This is a genomic window from Arenibacter algicola (assembly GCF_018860365.1).
GTDB classification, from domain to species: domain Bacteria; phylum Bacteroidota; class Bacteroidia; order Flavobacteriales; family Flavobacteriaceae; genus Arenibacter; species Arenibacter algicola_B.
On the sequence record NZ_JAHKPO010000003.1, the window covers coordinates 434,041 to 451,389 of the forward strand.

General features: G+C 35.7%; 12 protein-coding genes. 7 read left to right on the forward strand and 5 right to left on the reverse strand.

All coding sequences use genetic code 11. The features are described from left to right. The first annotated feature begins 72 nt into the window (after nt 1–72). The 4 genes from KO529_RS03805 (at nt 73) to KO529_RS03820 (ending at nt 3,107) form a co-directional block, all read left to right on the forward strand. Nucleotides 73–549 carry a protease complex subunit PrcB family protein gene (locus KO529_RS03805; protein WP_215946578.1) on the forward strand — a complete coding sequence of 159 codons (477 nt, stop codon included), beginning with the start codon at nt 73–75 and terminating at the stop codon, nt 547–549. A gap of 149 nt (nt 550–698) precedes the next feature. Continuing rightward, complete coding sequence (locus KO529_RS03810; protein ID WP_215946579.1) at nt 699–1,658, forward strand: DMT family transporter; 960 nt, start codon at nt 699–701, stop codon at nt 1,656–1,658. 138 nt (nt 1,659–1,796) lie between these two features. Beyond that, nucleotides 1,797–2,351 carry a DUF5946 family protein gene (locus KO529_RS03815; RefSeq protein WP_215946580.1) on the forward strand — a complete coding sequence of 185 codons (555 nt, stop codon included), beginning with the start codon at nt 1,797–1,799 and terminating at the stop codon, nt 2,349–2,351. A gap of 237 nt (nt 2,352–2,588) precedes the next feature. Continuing rightward, nucleotides 2,589–3,107 (forward strand): GNAT family N-acetyltransferase, encoded by a 519-nt coding sequence (locus KO529_RS03820; protein WP_252734296.1) that lies wholly within the window; start codon nt 2,589–2,591, stop codon nt 3,105–3,107. Between the two features lie 737 nt (nt 3,108–3,844). On the opposite strand, the gene KO529_RS03825 is transcribed toward KO529_RS03820, so the two are convergent. From KO529_RS03825 to KO529_RS03845, 5 genes are all read right to left on the reverse strand, one after another. Further along, nucleotides 3,845–5,794 (reverse strand): glycoside hydrolase family 97 protein, encoded by a 1,950-nt coding sequence (locus KO529_RS03825; RefSeq protein ID WP_215946581.1) that lies wholly within the window; start codon nt 5,792–5,794, stop codon nt 3,845–3,847. A gap of 15 nt (nt 5,795–5,809) precedes the next feature. Further along, entirely contained in the window at nt 5,810–7,855 is a 2,046-nt protein-coding gene (locus tag KO529_RS03830; protein ID WP_215946582.1) for a hypothetical protein, read from the reverse strand. A 394-nt stretch (nt 7,856–8,249) separates the two neighbouring features. Next, a complete protein-coding gene (locus KO529_RS03835; protein ID WP_215946583.1) occupies nt 8,250–10,022 on the reverse strand; it encodes a RagB/SusD family nutrient uptake outer membrane protein in 1,773 nt (590 codons plus the stop codon). Nucleotides 10,023–10,097: 75 nt separating this feature from the next. After that, a complete protein-coding gene (locus KO529_RS03840) occupies nt 10,098–13,448 on the reverse strand; it encodes a SusC/RagA family TonB-linked outer membrane protein (protein WP_215946584.1) in 3,351 nt (1,116 codons plus the stop codon). A 255-nt stretch (nt 13,449–13,703) separates the two neighbouring features. Further along, nucleotides 13,704–14,879, reverse strand: a complete 1,176-nt coding sequence (locus tag KO529_RS03845; RefSeq protein WP_215946585.1) for a FecR family protein — start codon at nt 14,877–14,879, stop codon at nt 13,704–13,706. A gap of 95 nt (nt 14,880–14,974) precedes the next feature. Between KO529_RS03845 and KO529_RS03850 the strand changes: the two genes are divergently transcribed. The 3 genes from KO529_RS03850 (at nt 14,975) to KO529_RS03860 (ending at nt 17,334) form a co-directional block, all read left to right on the forward strand. Next, the gene (locus KO529_RS03850; protein WP_215946586.1) at nt 14,975–15,574 is read left to right on the forward strand and encodes an RNA polymerase sigma factor; all 600 of its coding nucleotides are present in this window, start codon (nt 14,975–14,977) and stop codon (nt 15,572–15,574) included. A 468-nt stretch (nt 15,575–16,042) separates the two neighbouring features. Continuing rightward, a complete protein-coding gene (locus tag KO529_RS03855; protein WP_215946587.1) occupies nt 16,043–16,636 on the forward strand; it encodes a Crp/Fnr family transcriptional regulator in 594 nt (197 codons plus the stop codon). Nucleotides 16,637–16,689: 53 nt separating this feature from the next. Continuing rightward, a complete protein-coding gene (locus KO529_RS03860; protein WP_215946588.1) occupies nt 16,690–17,334 on the forward strand; it encodes a hypothetical protein in 645 nt (214 codons plus the stop codon). Nucleotides 17,335–17,349: the final 15 nt, after the last annotated feature.

Below are 17,349 nucleotides of genomic sequence, written 5' to 3' on the forward strand. Positions count from 1 at the left end.
TATGACATATCTAAATTGAACAAATTGCCCAAAACCTTTTTATCCTTTAACATTTTCAAAAACAAAATTATTATGAAAAAAAATATTATAATTCTCTTATTTTCAATACTCGTTATGAGTTGTAATTCGGATGACAATCAGTTTGATATTGTTGATGTTGAAACCACCTTGATTGCTAAGGACAATTTATACGGAGATGGCGCCGAGGGGATAATTGAACAGAATATAGTTATATCTGATCAATCTACTTGGAATGATTTATTAACTAAACTTAATTCAATAAATAATGTTTCTGATAATTTTACGGAAACAGAAATAGACTTTTCAGAATACAGGATTATAGCAGTATTTGATGGGGTTAAGGAAACTGGAGGGTACAGCTTGGAATTAAAATTAATGTCAGATTCCGAAAATATCAGAGTAAATATAACAAAGCTAATTCCTGAGGAAAATGCTTCGTCAGTTATTACTCAACCTTTCCATATTGTGAAAATTCGAAAGTCCGATTTACCATTAATATTTGAACTAAAACCCAGCTTAGAAGAATGATATTTGTAATTGCTTGTACCGGCCTGCTTCTGAAAATTCTTGATAATTTTCAGTTAGTTGTAGACTTACTTAGTTAAGAGATATTCTAAATATATTGATAATCAATAATTTAACTATTTACTTTGTTGTAAATCCTCAATAAGTAGGAAATGAAATCGAATAAATCAATAGCTATTTCTTTAGGCATTTTATCCGCTCTATTTTTTGCGGTAGCCTTTGTGTTAAATAGATCAATGTCTGTTGAAGGCGGACATTGGATATGGAGTTCTTCGCTTCGTTTCTTTTGGATGGTACCATTTTTATTGATCTTGGTGCTCTCAAGAAAAGAACTAAAACCACTGATAAAGGAAATGAAACAGGAACCTTGGCAATGGATACTGTGGAGTACCATAGGTTTTGGGATTTTTTATGGATTATTGACCTTCGCTGCTTCATATGGCCCCTCCTGGCTTGTAGCAAGCACATGGCAAGTAACAATTGTGGCTGGAATGCTAATAGCGCCGATAATAAATAAAACCAATTTTAAAAAAGCCATATCGTTTCAAGCCCTTGTGTTTTCTATTGTTATAGTATGGGGCGTATTTTTTATTCAATTAAGTCAGGCCAAGTCTATTTCAATTAATGAACTTTTGGTAGGCAGTATTCCTGTTATAGTTGCAGCTTTTGCTTATCCATTAGGAAATCGAAAAATGATGCAAGTTTCGAATGGCAAACTCAATGCACTACAAAGAACATTAGGAATGACAATAGCTAGTTTGCCATTTTGGATTTTATTATCAATCTATGGTGTTTCCATTAATGAATTACCGAATGAATCTCAAATATATCAAACCTTAGTAGTTGCGGTATGCTCGGGTGTGATAGCAACCATTTTGTTTTTCACGGCCACAGACAAGGTTCAAAAAAATGAAAGGGCTTTAGCTTCAGTAGAGGCCACTCAAGCTGCCGAAGTAATTTTCGCTCTGATCGGCGAAATACTGATTTTGAAAATTCATTTGCCGGACATTTATTCCATTGTGGGAATATTTTTGGTAATAATGGGCATGCTGTTGCACAGTTTGAAGAAGGAAAAGGTAGTGGTCAATAAAGTACAAACACAGACCCATTGATTAGTAGGCTAATGGGTTATGTTCCGTTTTTATTTATACACGACTTGACAGAAGTGCAGCCAGTGACAGATAAAATTATTATAAGATTCCTAATAGGATATTTAGAAAGTCAACAAAAGAAAAAAACCCTCAGAAAGGATGCAAGACTTTATTGACCAAGCCAGGAAAAATGGTGTGGCACTTCTTGACAAAGGAAAATGTCAATTTTGCGGTGCTGACTACCAAAATGGGGTTTTTGATTGTATGGACCATTATAACAAGGGACTTGAATTGCTAGACCTTAATAATTCGGAATATCATATGACAAGATTTTTAAGTGTTGACGCACACGCCTTACAACATCCTGAAATTCACGGACGGTGGAGCAACCATTTTCATTTGACTAGACTCAATTTAATACTTGATAAGAAGGTACAATGGGATTACCAAAAATCACCACTACTTAGTAACTACTTGAATAAGTATAAACTAAGTAGGCCACATGAAATTCTTGAACTTCCAAAGCCTTTGGAAAGAGGAAAAATAACAGCAAAAGACTTGAACAAGGCCACTTCGGAGGATGATTGCGTAGAACTAATAAAAAATTGGGCAAACGAAGTTTATTTTGCTTGGAGTTTCAATCATTCATTGGTTGCACAAATTGCAAACCGGTTTTTACAATTAAAAGGTAATAGTAAAAGGACGAAAAATTAATAATACATATCCTAAAATGGTGGGAGCAACTATTGCAAACGTTTGATTTTCAAACAATCAATGGCATATATGTTTTTGTTAGGTGCTGTAGGCCCCCTTTTGGCGGCGAAAACATCGGATTGCGTAAAAATCGATCCTTTTTCATTGTAGATAAATTAAGAATTTTATAATTTAAAGTATTGTTTACCAATATTGTAGCATTCCCTAAAAACGTGGAAGTAGAATGTATTTACACATATGACACCGCACATAATGAGACTTCCGCCTTACGACAACTTTCCAACTATTTATGACGAAAAATTAACATTACGACAAATTCAGTATTCTGACTTAAAAGACATTATTGAAATTTCATTTTATGATTCTGTTCAGGCTAAAACTATGATACAAGTAACAGAAATGCAAAACAAAATACATCAAGATTACCTTTACGGCAGTTCCATACATTGGGGCATTGCAGATAAATTAACCGGCAAAATAATTGGGACTTGCGGTTATTACCGTGGACTTTGCAATGGGGAAGGGGAACTGGGTTGCATTTTGTTGCCTCAATATCGTGGTCAAGGTTTTATGACGTCTGCGCTGTCATTAGCAATTGAATTTGGAATAAATAATATGGGACTAAAACGTATTTGGGCAAGTACTACCAAACAAAATAATAATGCAATAAAACTTCTTGAGAGACTTGGCTTTGTTAAGATGGTGGATTTAGATTTTAATGAAGTAGAATATGAATTAAGGCAGAGTATATATTGATGTAGAATAGGAAATAATTCACGGCTGCTAATGTAAGATTCCATTGATCAGAAGTGCTCAATTGCCCAATTTTTTCAATTAATCTTGGTGGGTTTGTTTTTGGTAATTGTTGTCCCGTTCCACTTTGAAAATGCTATATTTTATCATGAACATTGGGAAATTAATATTATTTGTACCTTTAGTACACTAAAGAACAGTAAATAATATCTTTAGAGTTCTGGCTTGGTTTTGAGTGTGCAAACAGGTGTGCAAATCGAAAGAAAAACACATAAATAAATGTAATACAGTGTTTTGGTTGTTGGTAGTTAGGTCTGCCACCCCGACCAAGAAAATCCGATCACGAAAGTGATCGGATTTTTTGTTTTCCGACGCGTAGTGCCACTGGGCACTTAAGCGTAGGAAAACAAAAAAGACGTACAGGCGCGAGCCTGTGTCGGATTATTTTGAGCACCGAACCCTAAAAAGGATCACCGAGCACAGCGAGGTAATCCTAGCTCGAACCAGCTAGTATTTATAGTTGGCATCTCTAGGCACTTAAGCGTAGGAAAACAAAAAATACGTACAGCCGCTAGGCTGCATTCCTTTGTGTTATTCCTATCTGTCGTGATTATCCATTGGTTTATTATGTTATAACCTTTTTGATAGATTTTATATCCAATATCTTCTTATTGTTCGTTGTGTATGTAATGATTTCTACTTTTAAAGTGAAGAATTAAAAAGTAGAAATCATTAATATTCTATTTTTTACTTAGTATGGCAGCCCAGCCTCCACCTGGAGCCATTTGTACATTAACTTTTGAAGAGCGGGTAACTTCAATAGTTTCTTGTGAAAAATCGCTGGCATGTTTGTCTGCATTAATTCCGTCTTTCCATATTTTCATAGTATAAGTTCCGTCATCTAAAAAATCAAGATTTAAGGTAAGGGTTCTTGCATTCCAATCGGTCATTGCCCCCATAAACCAACTCTCTCCAGACCTTCGCGCAACAGCGATATAATCGCTTACTTTTGCCTCTAAAACTTTTGTGTCATCCCAAACTGATGGAACAGCAGAAAGGAATTCCATGCATTCTGGCTCACCATAGTAATTTGACGGATTGTCGGCCAACATCTGCAAAGGACTTTCAAAAATAGTGTACATTGCTAATTGATGACAACGTGTTCCGAGACTCATTGGCTCTGTAAACACCATACGGAAGTTGTTTTTATTTTTATTAATCATTGCCCCCGGAGTAAAATCCATGCTTCCCGCAACCATACGTATAAATGGCAAGGTTACGTTATGCTCAGGATCCGGTATCTTCGACCACTTTGAATTTTCCAGCCCCTTTACACCTTCGTAGGAAATAACATTCGGATAAGCACGGTCTAAACCACTAGGTTTGTATGCCCCGTGGTAGTCAACCAGTAATTTATGTCCGGCACATTCCGCTGCAATTTTTTCATAAAAATTCACCATCCATTGGTCGTCACGCTGCATAAAGTCTATTTTTATACCCTTCGCACCCCAGGCCTGAAACTGGTCAAGCGCTTCATCCATCTTGTCATAAAAAGCCTTCCAGGCTACCCAAAGAATGACACCCACATTTTTCTCTTTTCCATAGTCGATAATTTCTTTTATATCAATATTCTTTTCAAGTTTCATAATATCGGAAAGAACATACCAGCCTTCATCAAGAATGACATACTCCAAACCATATTTTGATGCAAAATCGATGTAATATTTATAGGTTTGTGTATTTACTCCTGCTTCAAAATCAACCCCATAAATATTATTGGCATTCCACCAGTCCCAAGCCACTTTACCCGGCTTAATCCAATCTGTATTATCAATTTTGGTTTCAGGTGCCAATTTGTAAATTAATTCGCTTAGGACCAGATCGGCGTCATTCTCCGAAATTAGTATTGCCCTCCAAGGAAATTCTCGAGGACCATTGCATTCTGCAATATAATCTGCATATTTTGTGGGTTTAAGATCGCGGTCGCCAATTTCTTCTTCTTCCAAAACAACACCAGCGTATTTTCCAACAAGTGCATTCTGGTCTTTGTCACTACCGCGTAAAAACATTCCTGGATAATCCATCAAATTCGATTCGGAAATATAGGTTTTCACACCATTTCCGCAGTCGATCAGTAAGCCTGTTGAAGCAAATCGATCCGTTCCAATTTTTGACAAAGTTTCACGTAAATATTCGCGCTCCTGATGCGTATACATACTTTCTTCTTCGGGGAACCAAAGGTTATGGTCTGCCGGAAAGACAAATGAGGATATCTCGTTTTTTACCTTATATTCTCCCTTTTTGGCAGAAATCCAACGGTAGGCAATACCTTCGTCATATACCCTGAATTGTAAGGAGTATCCTTTAAATAGAAATGTTAATTGGGTATACTCATCCTTGATTTTAGCGTATTTACGCTGAACAACTGGCGATAGTTCTTTCGAGGAAGATATCAATGTGGTTTTTCTTACTCTGGCATTTTTGCCAAATATGGTTCCATCGGTTAATTCCATCGCTATAATTGACGGGACTATAATTTCTGTCCCATTTAGGAAAACGGAATATGTAATTGCTTTCTCAACAGAAACTTTTACTTTTATTCTTCCTGAAGGGGATTCAACAGTGTATTCCTGAGCCGAAAGGGTAAGAAACGCACATATCATCAATACTGTGAAATAAAATTTTTTCATATTAGTTAAGTAGTTTTAATTAAGTGTGAAGGCAATTTTATTATTTCCATCCCACATTTTTTTGTCAATAACCTTATCATTTGAAATTAAGGTTACTTCTAATTTATTTGCCTTGCGCCGAACCATTAGGTCAAAACTGGTTTGAAATGCTTTAATATTGCTGAGGGTCATATAATTCCATTCCTCTGGTAAAACAGGCTTACAGGTGAACGACTTTAAGCCGGTTGGTTCTATTCCAAACAAACCTTCAGTAATAACTCTGCAATACAAACCACTTTCTGCTGATAAATGGCGCTGGTCTCCTTCGGGAAATGCCTCTACCGCAAAAGGGACATGTTCACCTAGTAAGCGTTTTTGGGAATAGTATTTAAAATACTTCATGGCCAAATCGGTTTCTCCGGCATACAGAATACCTTTAAAAGCATATAGGGTTGATCGATCCCAAAAGGTTTTGTTCCCTGCTTCAGTGTAAATACCATTTTTATTCCATAATTCGGGAGAAAATAGTGCTTTTAATGTTTCTTCTTTCCTGTCGAAAATGCCCATTGTTAACGGCAGACATATCCATGACCTGAGTTTTTCATTTAGCTCAAAATATTTATATGTATAATAGCCCATTACATTACCTCCAAAATATTGGTCACAATTTTCTTGAAGTATTTTAGCTGTTTTTTCGTAGTCTTGTGAAAGTTCAGTTTCCATACCTAAGGCTTTAAGTAGTTTGGAAGCACTTTTAAAACCACCGTATGCCAACATATTGGTTGATAAATTTGCTTTTCCGGAAGGGAAACGGCCTTCCAATTCATCGCTATCCGAAGCTATAATGCCATTGGACATCATTTTCCTTTTACAATATTCCAGGCACCATTTAATTAATGGCAGAAGTTCTTTTGCCGTTTCTGTATCTCCGTAAGCCAGAGCGAAACGGGAAGCTCCATATGCTATCATAGCTGCATCACCACGATCTCCAGCGCCATCCCATATATCATTTCCCTCAGCTATAATAGATGAGGGAATGGGTTTATATTCATCGTTGATAAAACGGGCAAAGTGACGAAAACTGTTGATAGCTGATTCGTTACCGTTTTCGTTTCCGACGAAAGGAAAGAAAGGATTAACATACTCTGGCTGGTCGTTTGCCCAAATTGCAGCGTAATAACGTCCACCGCCTGGACCGTGCATAAGTCCACCTTTGGTATTATAGATACTTTCTGTTGCCCTTATCTTGGCAAAACGAAACATTTCATTGATAACCTTATCTGGAGTTTCTAGAATCAGGGAATTGGAAAGCGATGTCACAAAAGCTTCTCTTTTTTCTCTTTCTACATATCCGTCAACCATAAAATGCTGTCCTTGCTTCCTTGCCGAATAAAAAACAGGAACAGAAATTGTTTCTCCGGAATTTATGGTTTTTTCAATTCCTGTACATTTTGCCTCTATGTTATAACTGCCATAAACACCTTTGTCCTCAGGAGTAATAAACGAATAGTGTAACGGTTTAATTTCTGTCTTAACGGGAAGTTTTGATTTGTTGATAACTGTAATTAGCTCCACAAATACCGCTTCGGATGTGGATGGGAATATCTCACGTTTGATTTCAAGGCCATCACTACTATTTGATAAAACCGATAGCAAACCGTTGTACCTGAATTTTACTGGGCGCTCATTTTGAGATGTTACCCCATTTAACAAAATTTCCGGTGTAATGTCCTTCGGAAAATCGTGTATAAGGCTTGCATGTGTGTCGTTTGGGATGGTGCGTAGCATAGGCCAAACCACTTTTCTAGAAAGTACAATTTGCCTATTTTCATCCACACCATACGAAATAATTCCAGAAACTCCGAGACCGCTCATCTCAATATGATCGGTGTGCTTCTTAGGTGTAACATTCCATGTTATTTCCCCAGCATCCGTTATTTCCCAAATATCATTTAGGTCATCTATAGGAGCAAGATTTTCGTAAACTATATTTTCTTTTCTATTTTCTGTCTTACAAGCGTGAAAAGTATACATCAATACAACACATATGAAACTTAAATACTTAATTCTTACTGCCTTCATTTTATATATTATTAATTATAAAAATATCTCTGATAGTTAATATGCACGCATTTCTATGAACAACTTCTAATCTCAGAAAGCGTAAACATGTCCAGCTTAGTATAGGTCTAACTATTGGACTTCTTAAATGAAAACTTTTCAAGCAAGAAGCAAGGTAACTATAGCGGCTACTTTATCGGAGTCTAATTTTTTGCCTTAGTAAAATAGTTCGTTTTAAGTATGATATATTAGAATAATTAATAGCAATTCGATAACAACTTAATAGCTATTTTGAAACAAACCTTAATTTAAGATTTCAATAGTAACTTCCCTAGTTCCGGAGACAGAACTGGGGAAGTATAAGTAGTTTACCAATTCTTATTATTAAAAATAATATACTTATAAACTAGGTCAATTAATCGTAACCAGGATTCTGCGTAAGATCTACCCTATTAAGCTCATATTGCGGTATAGGCTGGAGATAATATTGTTCGGGCCATGTGCGTTGGGCATGTTCATAAACATTATATACTTTGGTATCTGAATTTTTATCTTTTACTACACGCATACCTTTTATGGGTTTACTAAACTCAATATGAGCAATTTTCCAGCGTCTTGCATCGAAAAAACGATGTGTTTCAAAACAAAGTTCAATGCGACGTTCGTGACGTATTTTTTCTCGCAGCTCATCTCCGGAGGCACTAATTGCAGGCATTGATACACGATCACGTACCATATTCAGGTAAGTTAGGGCAGTACCTTCATCACCAGCTTCAAATGAAGCCTCAGCATAATTTAGAAGAATTTCGGCATACCTAATGATAATCCATGGTGTACTACGTGGGTATTGTTCCTCAGCAATATTATATAATGGATCCATGGATTTTCGATAAATATAACTAATCTCCGGGGTATCATTTCCTAATACAGGATTACCAACACTATTATTACCGTAAACTGTTTGGTCAATTCTGAACCCTGGATCTTCTATAGAACCCATAAAATTATTGGATTCCTCGGTGACCCAAAACTCTACTTCAGCATTGTTGATCCAATATGTACCGTCAAATGTTACACTTGCATAGAATCTGGGATCTCTACTTTTTAATGGGTTACCTTCACTATCAATCTGCCCATTTACACCAATACCATAAGGGTCGGCTGCATCAACAGGGTTGTTCCAATCAAAAGCTGTACCATCATTCCATTCAAAAGCATCCACTAAATCTTGATTTATCATGGTTGAGGACCACCCTGATGCATAGCCATTGCCATCAATACCCCCACCGAGGCCTTCAACAACCCCGAAATATGAAAAAAGACCATCGTTGTTTATGGCATCATTACCTCTAGACAAAATGATTTCGTTGTTTTTATTGGTAAGAAAAACCTGTTTGAATTCCGGTTCAAGGTCATAATTATTTAGATCGATTACGGCTTTCGCCGCATTTGCTGCAGTCTGCCATTTTTCCAGGTCTCCCGAAGGATTGAAAAGTGGTGATGCTGCATAAAGCAACATACGTGCTTTTATGGCCAAGGCCGCTCCTTTGGTAAACCTTCCCCAATTATTATCATCGGTATAATTTAAAGGCAAGAGATCGGTGGCAGTATCAAGATCATTAACAACCTGGGCCAACACCTCATCAAAAGAGCTCCTTGAACGGGAAAAGTCATCGTCCAGGCCAAAAGGTTCTGTTACCAATACAACACCGCCATATCGTGCAGCCAAATCCATGTAACTCCATGCCCTTAACGCTAGGATTTCACCTGTCAACCGGTCTTTTTTCTCCTGATCTGCTGTTAATTCAGTAGGTACGTTTTCAATATTTGCCAAAAATATATTACATCCCTGTATAAATTTGTAGTGATAACTCCAAACATCAATACCTGTGGTTATTGATGGAGACATGACACCTCCCCAGTAATCATTAATGCCGTGGTAACCATATTTATGTGTTGCTTCGTCTGTAAATGAGCTCATATGATAGGCTCGTATCCAATCATACCAACCAAGTTTAGGTAGTACCTTGTATTGATTGTTAACGTAGGTCTCAACTAGGTTAAGATCTTGCCAAACGGTGGTTTCAGAGAATTTATCAATGGGTTGTTTATCTAACAGATCTTTACTACAAGAAATCTCTGTCAAAATTACCAATAAAGCCAATATATATTTAAATTGATTTTTCATCCTATAATATTTTTATTTTTCAAATTATGACTATACAAGTCAAGAACTTGTATAATAAATCATTGGATTGTGATTTTATAAGGTAAGTCTTACTCCGACGTTATACACTTTTGTGGATGGGTAAGATAATCCCAGGCTATTCACGATTTCAGGATCGTAGTCCTTAATTTTGTCAAATAGCAATAGATTCATACCGCTAAGGGATATCCTGACATTTCGAATCGACAGTTTTGAGGTAATGCTACTTGGCAAGTTGTATGCCAACTCAAGATTTTTTAACCTAAGGAAGGAAGCGTCTTTTAACCAGAAATCGGATTTAAGTGTATTATAAGTTTCCGACCTGTGATAAAAAGCTCTTGGCATGGTGGCAGTCTCTGCATTATCGGCTGTCCAGCGATCATTATATAACCAAAGAGGAATATTGATATCACCATTTCTTTCCGTTGGATTAATATAGGTTTTTGCGTCTCCTTGTCCCTGCCACATCATACTTAATTCCAATCCTTTGTATTCCATTCCGAAATTTAAACCGAAAATAACTTTAGGGATTGGCGAATCATACAAACGTACCATGTCCAGATCGTTAATATTTCCGTCCTCGTTTACGTCTAGGTATTTAATATCTCCAACCTTTGCTCCTGGGCGTTTAACAGTGGTAGCATCTAATTCTTGTTGAGTATTGAAAATACCATCGGTTTTGTACAAAAGATATGAATCAATGGGGTGTGCTTCTCTTTTTTGATAAACAGGTATGTTTTCCGATTCATCCATAAAAATTATCTCGTTCGAGGTATAGGTGAAGTTTCCGCTAATATTATATGAAAAATCGCCAATTTGTTTTTGATGTAATAACATCAATTCAATTCCCTGGTTTTGTGCTTTTCCTATGTTTTCAGATGGAAGACTCATGCCTGCATAGACAGGTACGGAAGCGTTTCTTGTTGCCAAAATGTTGCTTCTTTTTGAGTAAAAATACTCCAGTTGGAAACCTAATGCACCTCTGTTTATTGAACCTTCCAAGGCCACATTATATGAATTCGCCACTTCCCACGTAATATTGGGATTAGGAGTTCCTGAGAAATATAAAGTGGAAACAACGGCAGGATCTGCACCTAGTACATAGCTATTTCCGGTACTCTGCAATTGTGCTGTTGCTAGATATTGATAATCACCAACATTATCGCTGCCCATTTGTCCATATGAGGCACGCAATTTTAAATTGTCCAGTGTGGGTATTTTTTCCTTAACAAAAGGTTCTTCCGAAATCCTCCAACCTACTGATATACCAGGGAACCATCCAATTCTGTTATCTTCTGGGAACTTGAGTGATTCATCCCTTCGCATAGTAAAATCCAGCAAGTATTTTTGCTTGTAAGCGTATGCCAATCTACCAAAATAGTTGCGATATGCATATTCATAACCTGACCCATCATTCTTTTGTGTATTGACATCACCTGCAAACTGATATGGGATTTGAGTGGAAAGGAAACTACTTCTGGTTGCATTTATCCATTCATTGTTCATAGCATATTGTTCATAAGCAATAAATGTATTGAAGGAATGGTCACCAAAGGTTTTTTCGTAGCCTAATTTCCCATTTAGGGTGTAACGGTAGGAGTTGTAATAATAATCATATAAGTACCTACTTAATACGGGTGTTGAATTTAAGTTGCTATAATCTCCTGTTGAAGCGTCATATGAATATAAATCGTAGTCTTTTGAGAATTGTTTCGTTCTCATATTAGTAAAATCATAGGCAGCAGTTCCTTCAAGGAATAGCCCATCCGTAATAAATGGCAGGTCCCACCTTATGGTAGCCTGTGTATTAAGGGTAGTAGTTAGATCATCCGTTTCACCAGCACTACCCTTAATCTTTTCGGCTACATTTTCACCAAAAAGAGCAGAAGGTAATCCATTTTCGTAGTATAAGGGAACAGTTGGTCTATATGCCAATAGCTGATCAAAAAAACCTATTTCAGAATAGCCTATCGATGCATCATATCCCGAACCGGATCCGAAAGCCTTAATAACATCATCTCTTCTTCCGTTTATATCGGCCGACAATTTTAAATTATCTGTAACCTGAGCATCTAGGTTGGATCGGAAATTATAACTGTTAAAGTTATCAATACCATTTTTAAAGTAAGACTCCTGATAAAGATACCTTCCGGAAAAGTAATATTTAATGGCATCATTACCACCTCTTAAGGATAAGGTGTGTGTAGTTTGTGGTGCAAAATCCTGAAGGAATGTATCAGTCACATCAAAATTCGGATACAGATTAGGGTCGGCCAATGTTTGAAACTTTTGGATTTCTTCATCGGTGTAAATAAAGCCACTTCGTTGTGCTTCTGTGTAATAGGTCGCAAACTGCCAAGACCGTGTCATTTCTGGAACACGCGTAGGTTGAGTCAACCCAAAATCTCCCGTATATTCAATGGTTGGTTTCCCGTCTTTGCCTCTTTTTGTTGTAATAAGGATAACACCGTCTGCCGCCCTGGATCCATAAATAGCAGCTGAAGCATCTTTCAAGACGGATATACTTTCAATGTCATTTGGGTTGATTCTTTCAAATCCACTTCGGTTAGCTATACCGTCAATCACAATGAGCGGGCTCCCCCCTTGCCATGAATTTTTACCCCTAATATTTATCTGGATATTTTCTGATCCGGGGCTTGAACCACGATTATTGACAATAACTCCGGTCATCTGACCTGCTAATGTTGCAGCGAGGTTTGTGGATGGTATTTTTGCGAGTTCATCTCCATCAACAGTCGCAACTGACCCCGTAAGTGTAGACTTTTTTTGTACACCATATCCTACTACGACAACTTCTTCTAGTCCCTGCGCACTTTCTTCCAATTGTACATTCAAGGTAGTTTGCCCACCTAGGGCAACTTCTTTGGTTGTAAAGCCGATATAGGAAATAACCAAAACAGCATTTTCATCTTTAACAGCAATTAAAAAATTTCCGTCAAAATCTGCCTGTGTTCCATTGGTCGTACCTTTTTCAAGAATATTAGCCCCGGTCAAGGGTTGATTATTGCCGTCAGTAATGGTGCCTGAAATTTCAAATTGAAATTCCTTATTTTGTAGGCTCTCTAGTGTGTCTTTAGGTTTTTTTTCACTTATAAGGATGGCATTATTTCTCGTTACCTCAATGTTAAGATTTGCGTGCGATAGACTTTTCTTCAGCAAGGTATTGGTGCTTATCCGTCCTTTTTGCACTTGTACTTTAGGAAACCCCATAAATATACCTTCTTCATAAAAGAATGTATATTCAGTCTGCTCCATGATGAGGTCAAAAATCTCGTCAACAGTTAATGATTCGTTTGCTGCTATTTTTATTTTAGAATGTTGAGAAACAAGATTATTAGGTGATAAAGCAAAAACAGTTGTACAACATAAGAAAATGAATATTCTCATAAAAATAAATAATAGGCGTTTTCTATATAGAAAATAGCCGTGGGTCAATTTAATTTCCATAAATTTGAATGTTATTGGTTGATTAAAATTTTAATTAATTGATAACTATACCAAGGGGGATTGAGCTATAAACTTTTGCGGGTTAAACTTTATCCTCCTTTTTTTTGTAATTGGAATTTATTTCATTGGCACATATTTTAATAGGTTAATAGTATCCGTTTTTTATTAGTATACCGTACTTGATAACAATCATTATTATTTAATAATGATTGTTTTGTCCTTTATTTCGTAATTATTTATAGAATTAGATTTCATAATTGATAAAATTTCTTCAATTGCTTGATGTTTATTTAAAGTTCCTTTGAATTTTATAGATTCTAAATCTTTATTTTCAAAAATTATATCGACATCATACCATCTGGATAATACTTTCATAATATCTTTTAACGGTTTTCCTTTAAAACTAAAAATGCCATTTATCCATGAGATTTCATTTTGAACATCTACTAACTCGACCGATATTTCGCTATTCAAAATGTTTAAATTCAATTGTTCATTTGGCTTCAATAATTGTTTTGCCTTTAAAGTATTTATCTGTACTTTACCTTCGACCAAGGTCGTGTAGACGTTCGATTCGTCTTTATAGGCCTTTATATTGAATTGAGTCCCTAACACCTCAAGTTCCTGTGCTTTATTAATTACCTCAAATTTAGCTCCTAGGTGTTCTTTGCTAGGGGATACCTTAAAATAGGCTTCTCCATAAACAAGTTCTACTATTCGGGATTTATTATCCAAAAATTCAACCGGGTATTTCAATTGTGATTCGGAATTTAGCCAAACTTCTGTTCCATCTGATAATTTTAAATAGAATTGTCCACCTCTAGGTATATTCAATATATTATATACTATTTCTTTTGAACTTTGTCCTTGCGCTTCATATACAATTTGCTCTCCATTGCTACTTATGTTTTGTGTTTGGAATGATGAACCTTTTTCCAATGCTACTACAGAACCATCTTCAAGTAACAAAGTTGCTTTATCCGTACCAGGTTTTATATTGCTATTTACAACTCCCGTAGAATTATTTGATCGGCTATTGAACAATACATCGCTATATATTAAGATAGTAGTCATTATTGCAGTGAAAATTGCAACTGCAGCGTATTTGGTTATATTTATTATTTTGAATTTCTTCCGAGAAATTCTTTTTTCCTTATTGATTCGGCTTACTATATTTGCTTTTGCTCCTTTCTTGTCATACTTGCCAATGCTTTTATTTATAAGAGCATTGGTCTTGATGTATTCATAAAACAAATTTTCGTTTTTGGGATTACTGACCCACCTCTCTAATTGCTGGATTTCATTAATATCAGCCTCCTTTGCAAGAAACTTGATAATTAAATTTTCAATATTTTTATCGGTGTCTTTCATAGCTTTTATATTCATATAACGAAGCTAAAATCGTGATACCACCATTTATTTGAAAAAAAAAAATACATTTGTTAATATTCAAATCCATTTCCCCTATGGAAAAAAAATATTCCGACCAGAAAAAACTTATCAAGGATCTTAAAAATGGTAAAACAAAAGCGTATACTCATCTGGTGGAACTCCATTATGAAAAGCTCTGCATTTATGCAAGAAACTTAGCCAGAGATGACTATAAATCGGAAGATATAGTACAAAATGTTATTGTTAGAATGTGGCAACAACGTGATAAATTAAATTCTAATATTTCTATAAAAAACTACCTTTTTAAATCCGTTTACAATGAATTTATTGATCAATATCGAAAAGATATTGCTATTACAACATTGGAAAAAAAGTATATCATAGGTTTGGATTCTGTTTATGAAGAACAGGACGGGGATGAAACTGAACGACTTATGTCGCAAGTAATGATGATAATAGAGCAATTACCCGCTAAATGTAAAGAAACTTTTTTATTGAATAAAATAGAAGGGCTTACCTATATTGAAATTGCGGAATTTCAAAATGTTTCCGTTAATACAGTAGAAAAACAAATCGGAAAGGCTATTAGAATAGTTCGTGAAAAATTAAAAGATAAAATTTTGGCTGTATTATTTCTATTACTGCGGCAAAATTCGAATAAAGGGAATTTCTAAAATAAATTTAGGATAATAATATTCGTTGATATAACGTAGTGCCTTCAGGCCCTTAAACCAGAAAAAACAAAAAATCCGTACAGCCGCTAGGCTGCAGGGGATTATCTTGAGCGCCGAAACCCGAACAGGTTCACTGAGCACAGCGAGGTAATCCTTTATGGTTTCTAATATTGTTCCTTAACTTATACCACCAAGTGCTTAAGGGGTCAAGACCAATTGTATCGGCCCAATGGCAATAACCGTTTAGACTTCCATACAGTTTTTACTTTTAATAGATTATATATACGCATAGGTATGTGTATTTTCTGGAAAACTATTTCTTGTTCAAAGTAGCAAGTGTTAGTAAACTATAGGTTGTAATGATAGTTGCCAAATTAGAAAGTAGTTAGCTCATTTCAATTGATAAATAACTCACTTTGTTATTTAATATTAATTCTTTAAATTAAATTCTTTCAAACTAAGTGTAAATTGAACTTTAAAGAATCACATACTCTAATACTTAATAATGTCGCAAGGTTTATTGATTTAACCGAGCTTGAAAAACAGAAGTATATTTCTTTGCTTGCAGAAGTAAAAGTGAAAAAGAAAGCATATTTAATGCAAGCAGGTGAAATTGCTCAATATGAGTATTTTATAGCTAAAGGCTGCTTAAAAGTATATACCTTGGATGAAGATGGTGCACCTCACATATCCATGTTTGCAATAGAGGATTATTGGACTGGTGATATGGCAAGTTTTATGACCAAGGAACCAACGCGTTATTTTATTAAGGCTACTGAAGACTCAGAATTATTAGGTATCTCTAGGTCTAATTATGGTTTGCTCTTTCAAGAAATACCAAAATTCGAAAGGTTTTATCGCATATTATATCAAAGGTCGCTCATAAGTTACATAAGGCGTTCCAATCATGGCATATCCTTAGACGCTGTGGAAAGATATATTGCCTTCAAAAAGAAATATCCAAAAGTTGTCAATAGAATTACCCAAAAAGACTTAGCGGCTTATATTGGCATTACGCCAGAATTTATGAGCAAAATTATTTCGAAGGTCAACAGAATGTAAAAGTCTTAAACTAGTTCATTTTTTTTCATGTGTTCCTGTCGGAATTTTGAAGCATGAAAAAAATAATAATCATTATATCTTTTTTAGCAATTGGATTTGAAAACTATTTGCAAGCACAATTTACCCAAGTAGAACTGTTTTCTGGTTTTGATAAAACAGATTTTACCTTATACTCTAGTTATACTATTAATACGAGTGGGACGCTTAGTATTAATACACTGGCTTTCTTTCAGAAATTTAAAGATGAAGTAGCCCAAGGTTTTGATGAGATAGGTGTGCAGCCAACACTATTCTGGAATATTAATAAGAATATTGCAATAGGCCCGTCTTTATATTTCAACAGTGTTGCTGGGTATTCGGAACGTTTGTCGGCAAAGTTCACACTAAAAAAATCACGAGTATTATTTGTAATTATTCCTACAGTTGCCCATTATGAGCAAACGGGCGCTAGCTATGCCGAAGCCTTTGCTCAATTTCAGTTTAACACAGCAATAAATAAAAAAGTTTCTCTTTGGTTAAACGGACAGTTTTTAACTGTATGGGATGCATTCGAGGAGCATTCAAGAAGTTTTCAGCAACTACGTGCGGGTGTGTCATACAACGGACATCAGTTTGGCATTGGTGTAGACTTTGACCAGTACGGGCAGAAACCAATAGAAAAATCATCTTTCGGTTTGTATTTCCGAAAAACTTTATAGACAATTTTAAATCTT

Excerpts from the sequence above, each read along its gene's own strand:
- KO529_RS03805 (WP_215946578.1), top strand. The coding sequence starts at position 73 with ATGAAAAAAAATATTATAATTCTCTTATTTTCAATACTCGTTATGAGT.
- KO529_RS03810 (WP_215946579.1), top strand. The coding sequence starts at position 699 with ATGAAATCGAATAAATCAATAGCTATTTCTTTAGGCATTTTATCCGCT.
- KO529_RS03815 (WP_215946580.1), top strand. The coding sequence starts at position 1,797 with ATGCAAGACTTTATTGACCAAGCCAGGAAAAATGGTGTGGCACTTCTT.
- KO529_RS03820 (WP_252734296.1), top strand. The coding sequence starts at position 2,589 with ATGACACCGCACATAATGAGACTTCCGCCTTACGACAACTTTCCAACT.
- KO529_RS03825 (WP_215946581.1), bottom strand. The coding sequence starts at position 5,794 with ATGAAAAAATTTTATTTCACAGTATTGATGATATGTGCGTTTCTTACC.
- KO529_RS03830 (WP_215946582.1), bottom strand. The coding sequence starts at position 7,855 with ATGAAGGCAGTAAGAATTAAGTATTTAAGTTTCATATGTGTTGTATTG.
- KO529_RS03835 (WP_215946583.1), bottom strand. The coding sequence starts at position 10,022 with ATGAAAAATCAATTTAAATATATATTGGCTTTATTGGTAATTTTGACA.
- KO529_RS03840 (WP_215946584.1), bottom strand. The coding sequence starts at position 13,448 with ATGAGAATATTCATTTTCTTATGTTGTACAACTGTTTTTGCTTTATCA.
- KO529_RS03845 (WP_215946585.1), bottom strand. The coding sequence starts at position 14,879 with ATGAAAGACACCGATAAAAATATTGAAAATTTAATTATCAAGTTTCTT.
- KO529_RS03850 (WP_215946586.1), top strand. The coding sequence starts at position 14,975 with ATGGAAAAAAAATATTCCGACCAGAAAAAACTTATCAAGGATCTTAAA.
- KO529_RS03860 (WP_215946588.1), top strand. The coding sequence starts at position 16,690 with ATGAAAAAAATAATAATCATTATATCTTTTTTAGCAATTGGATTTGAA.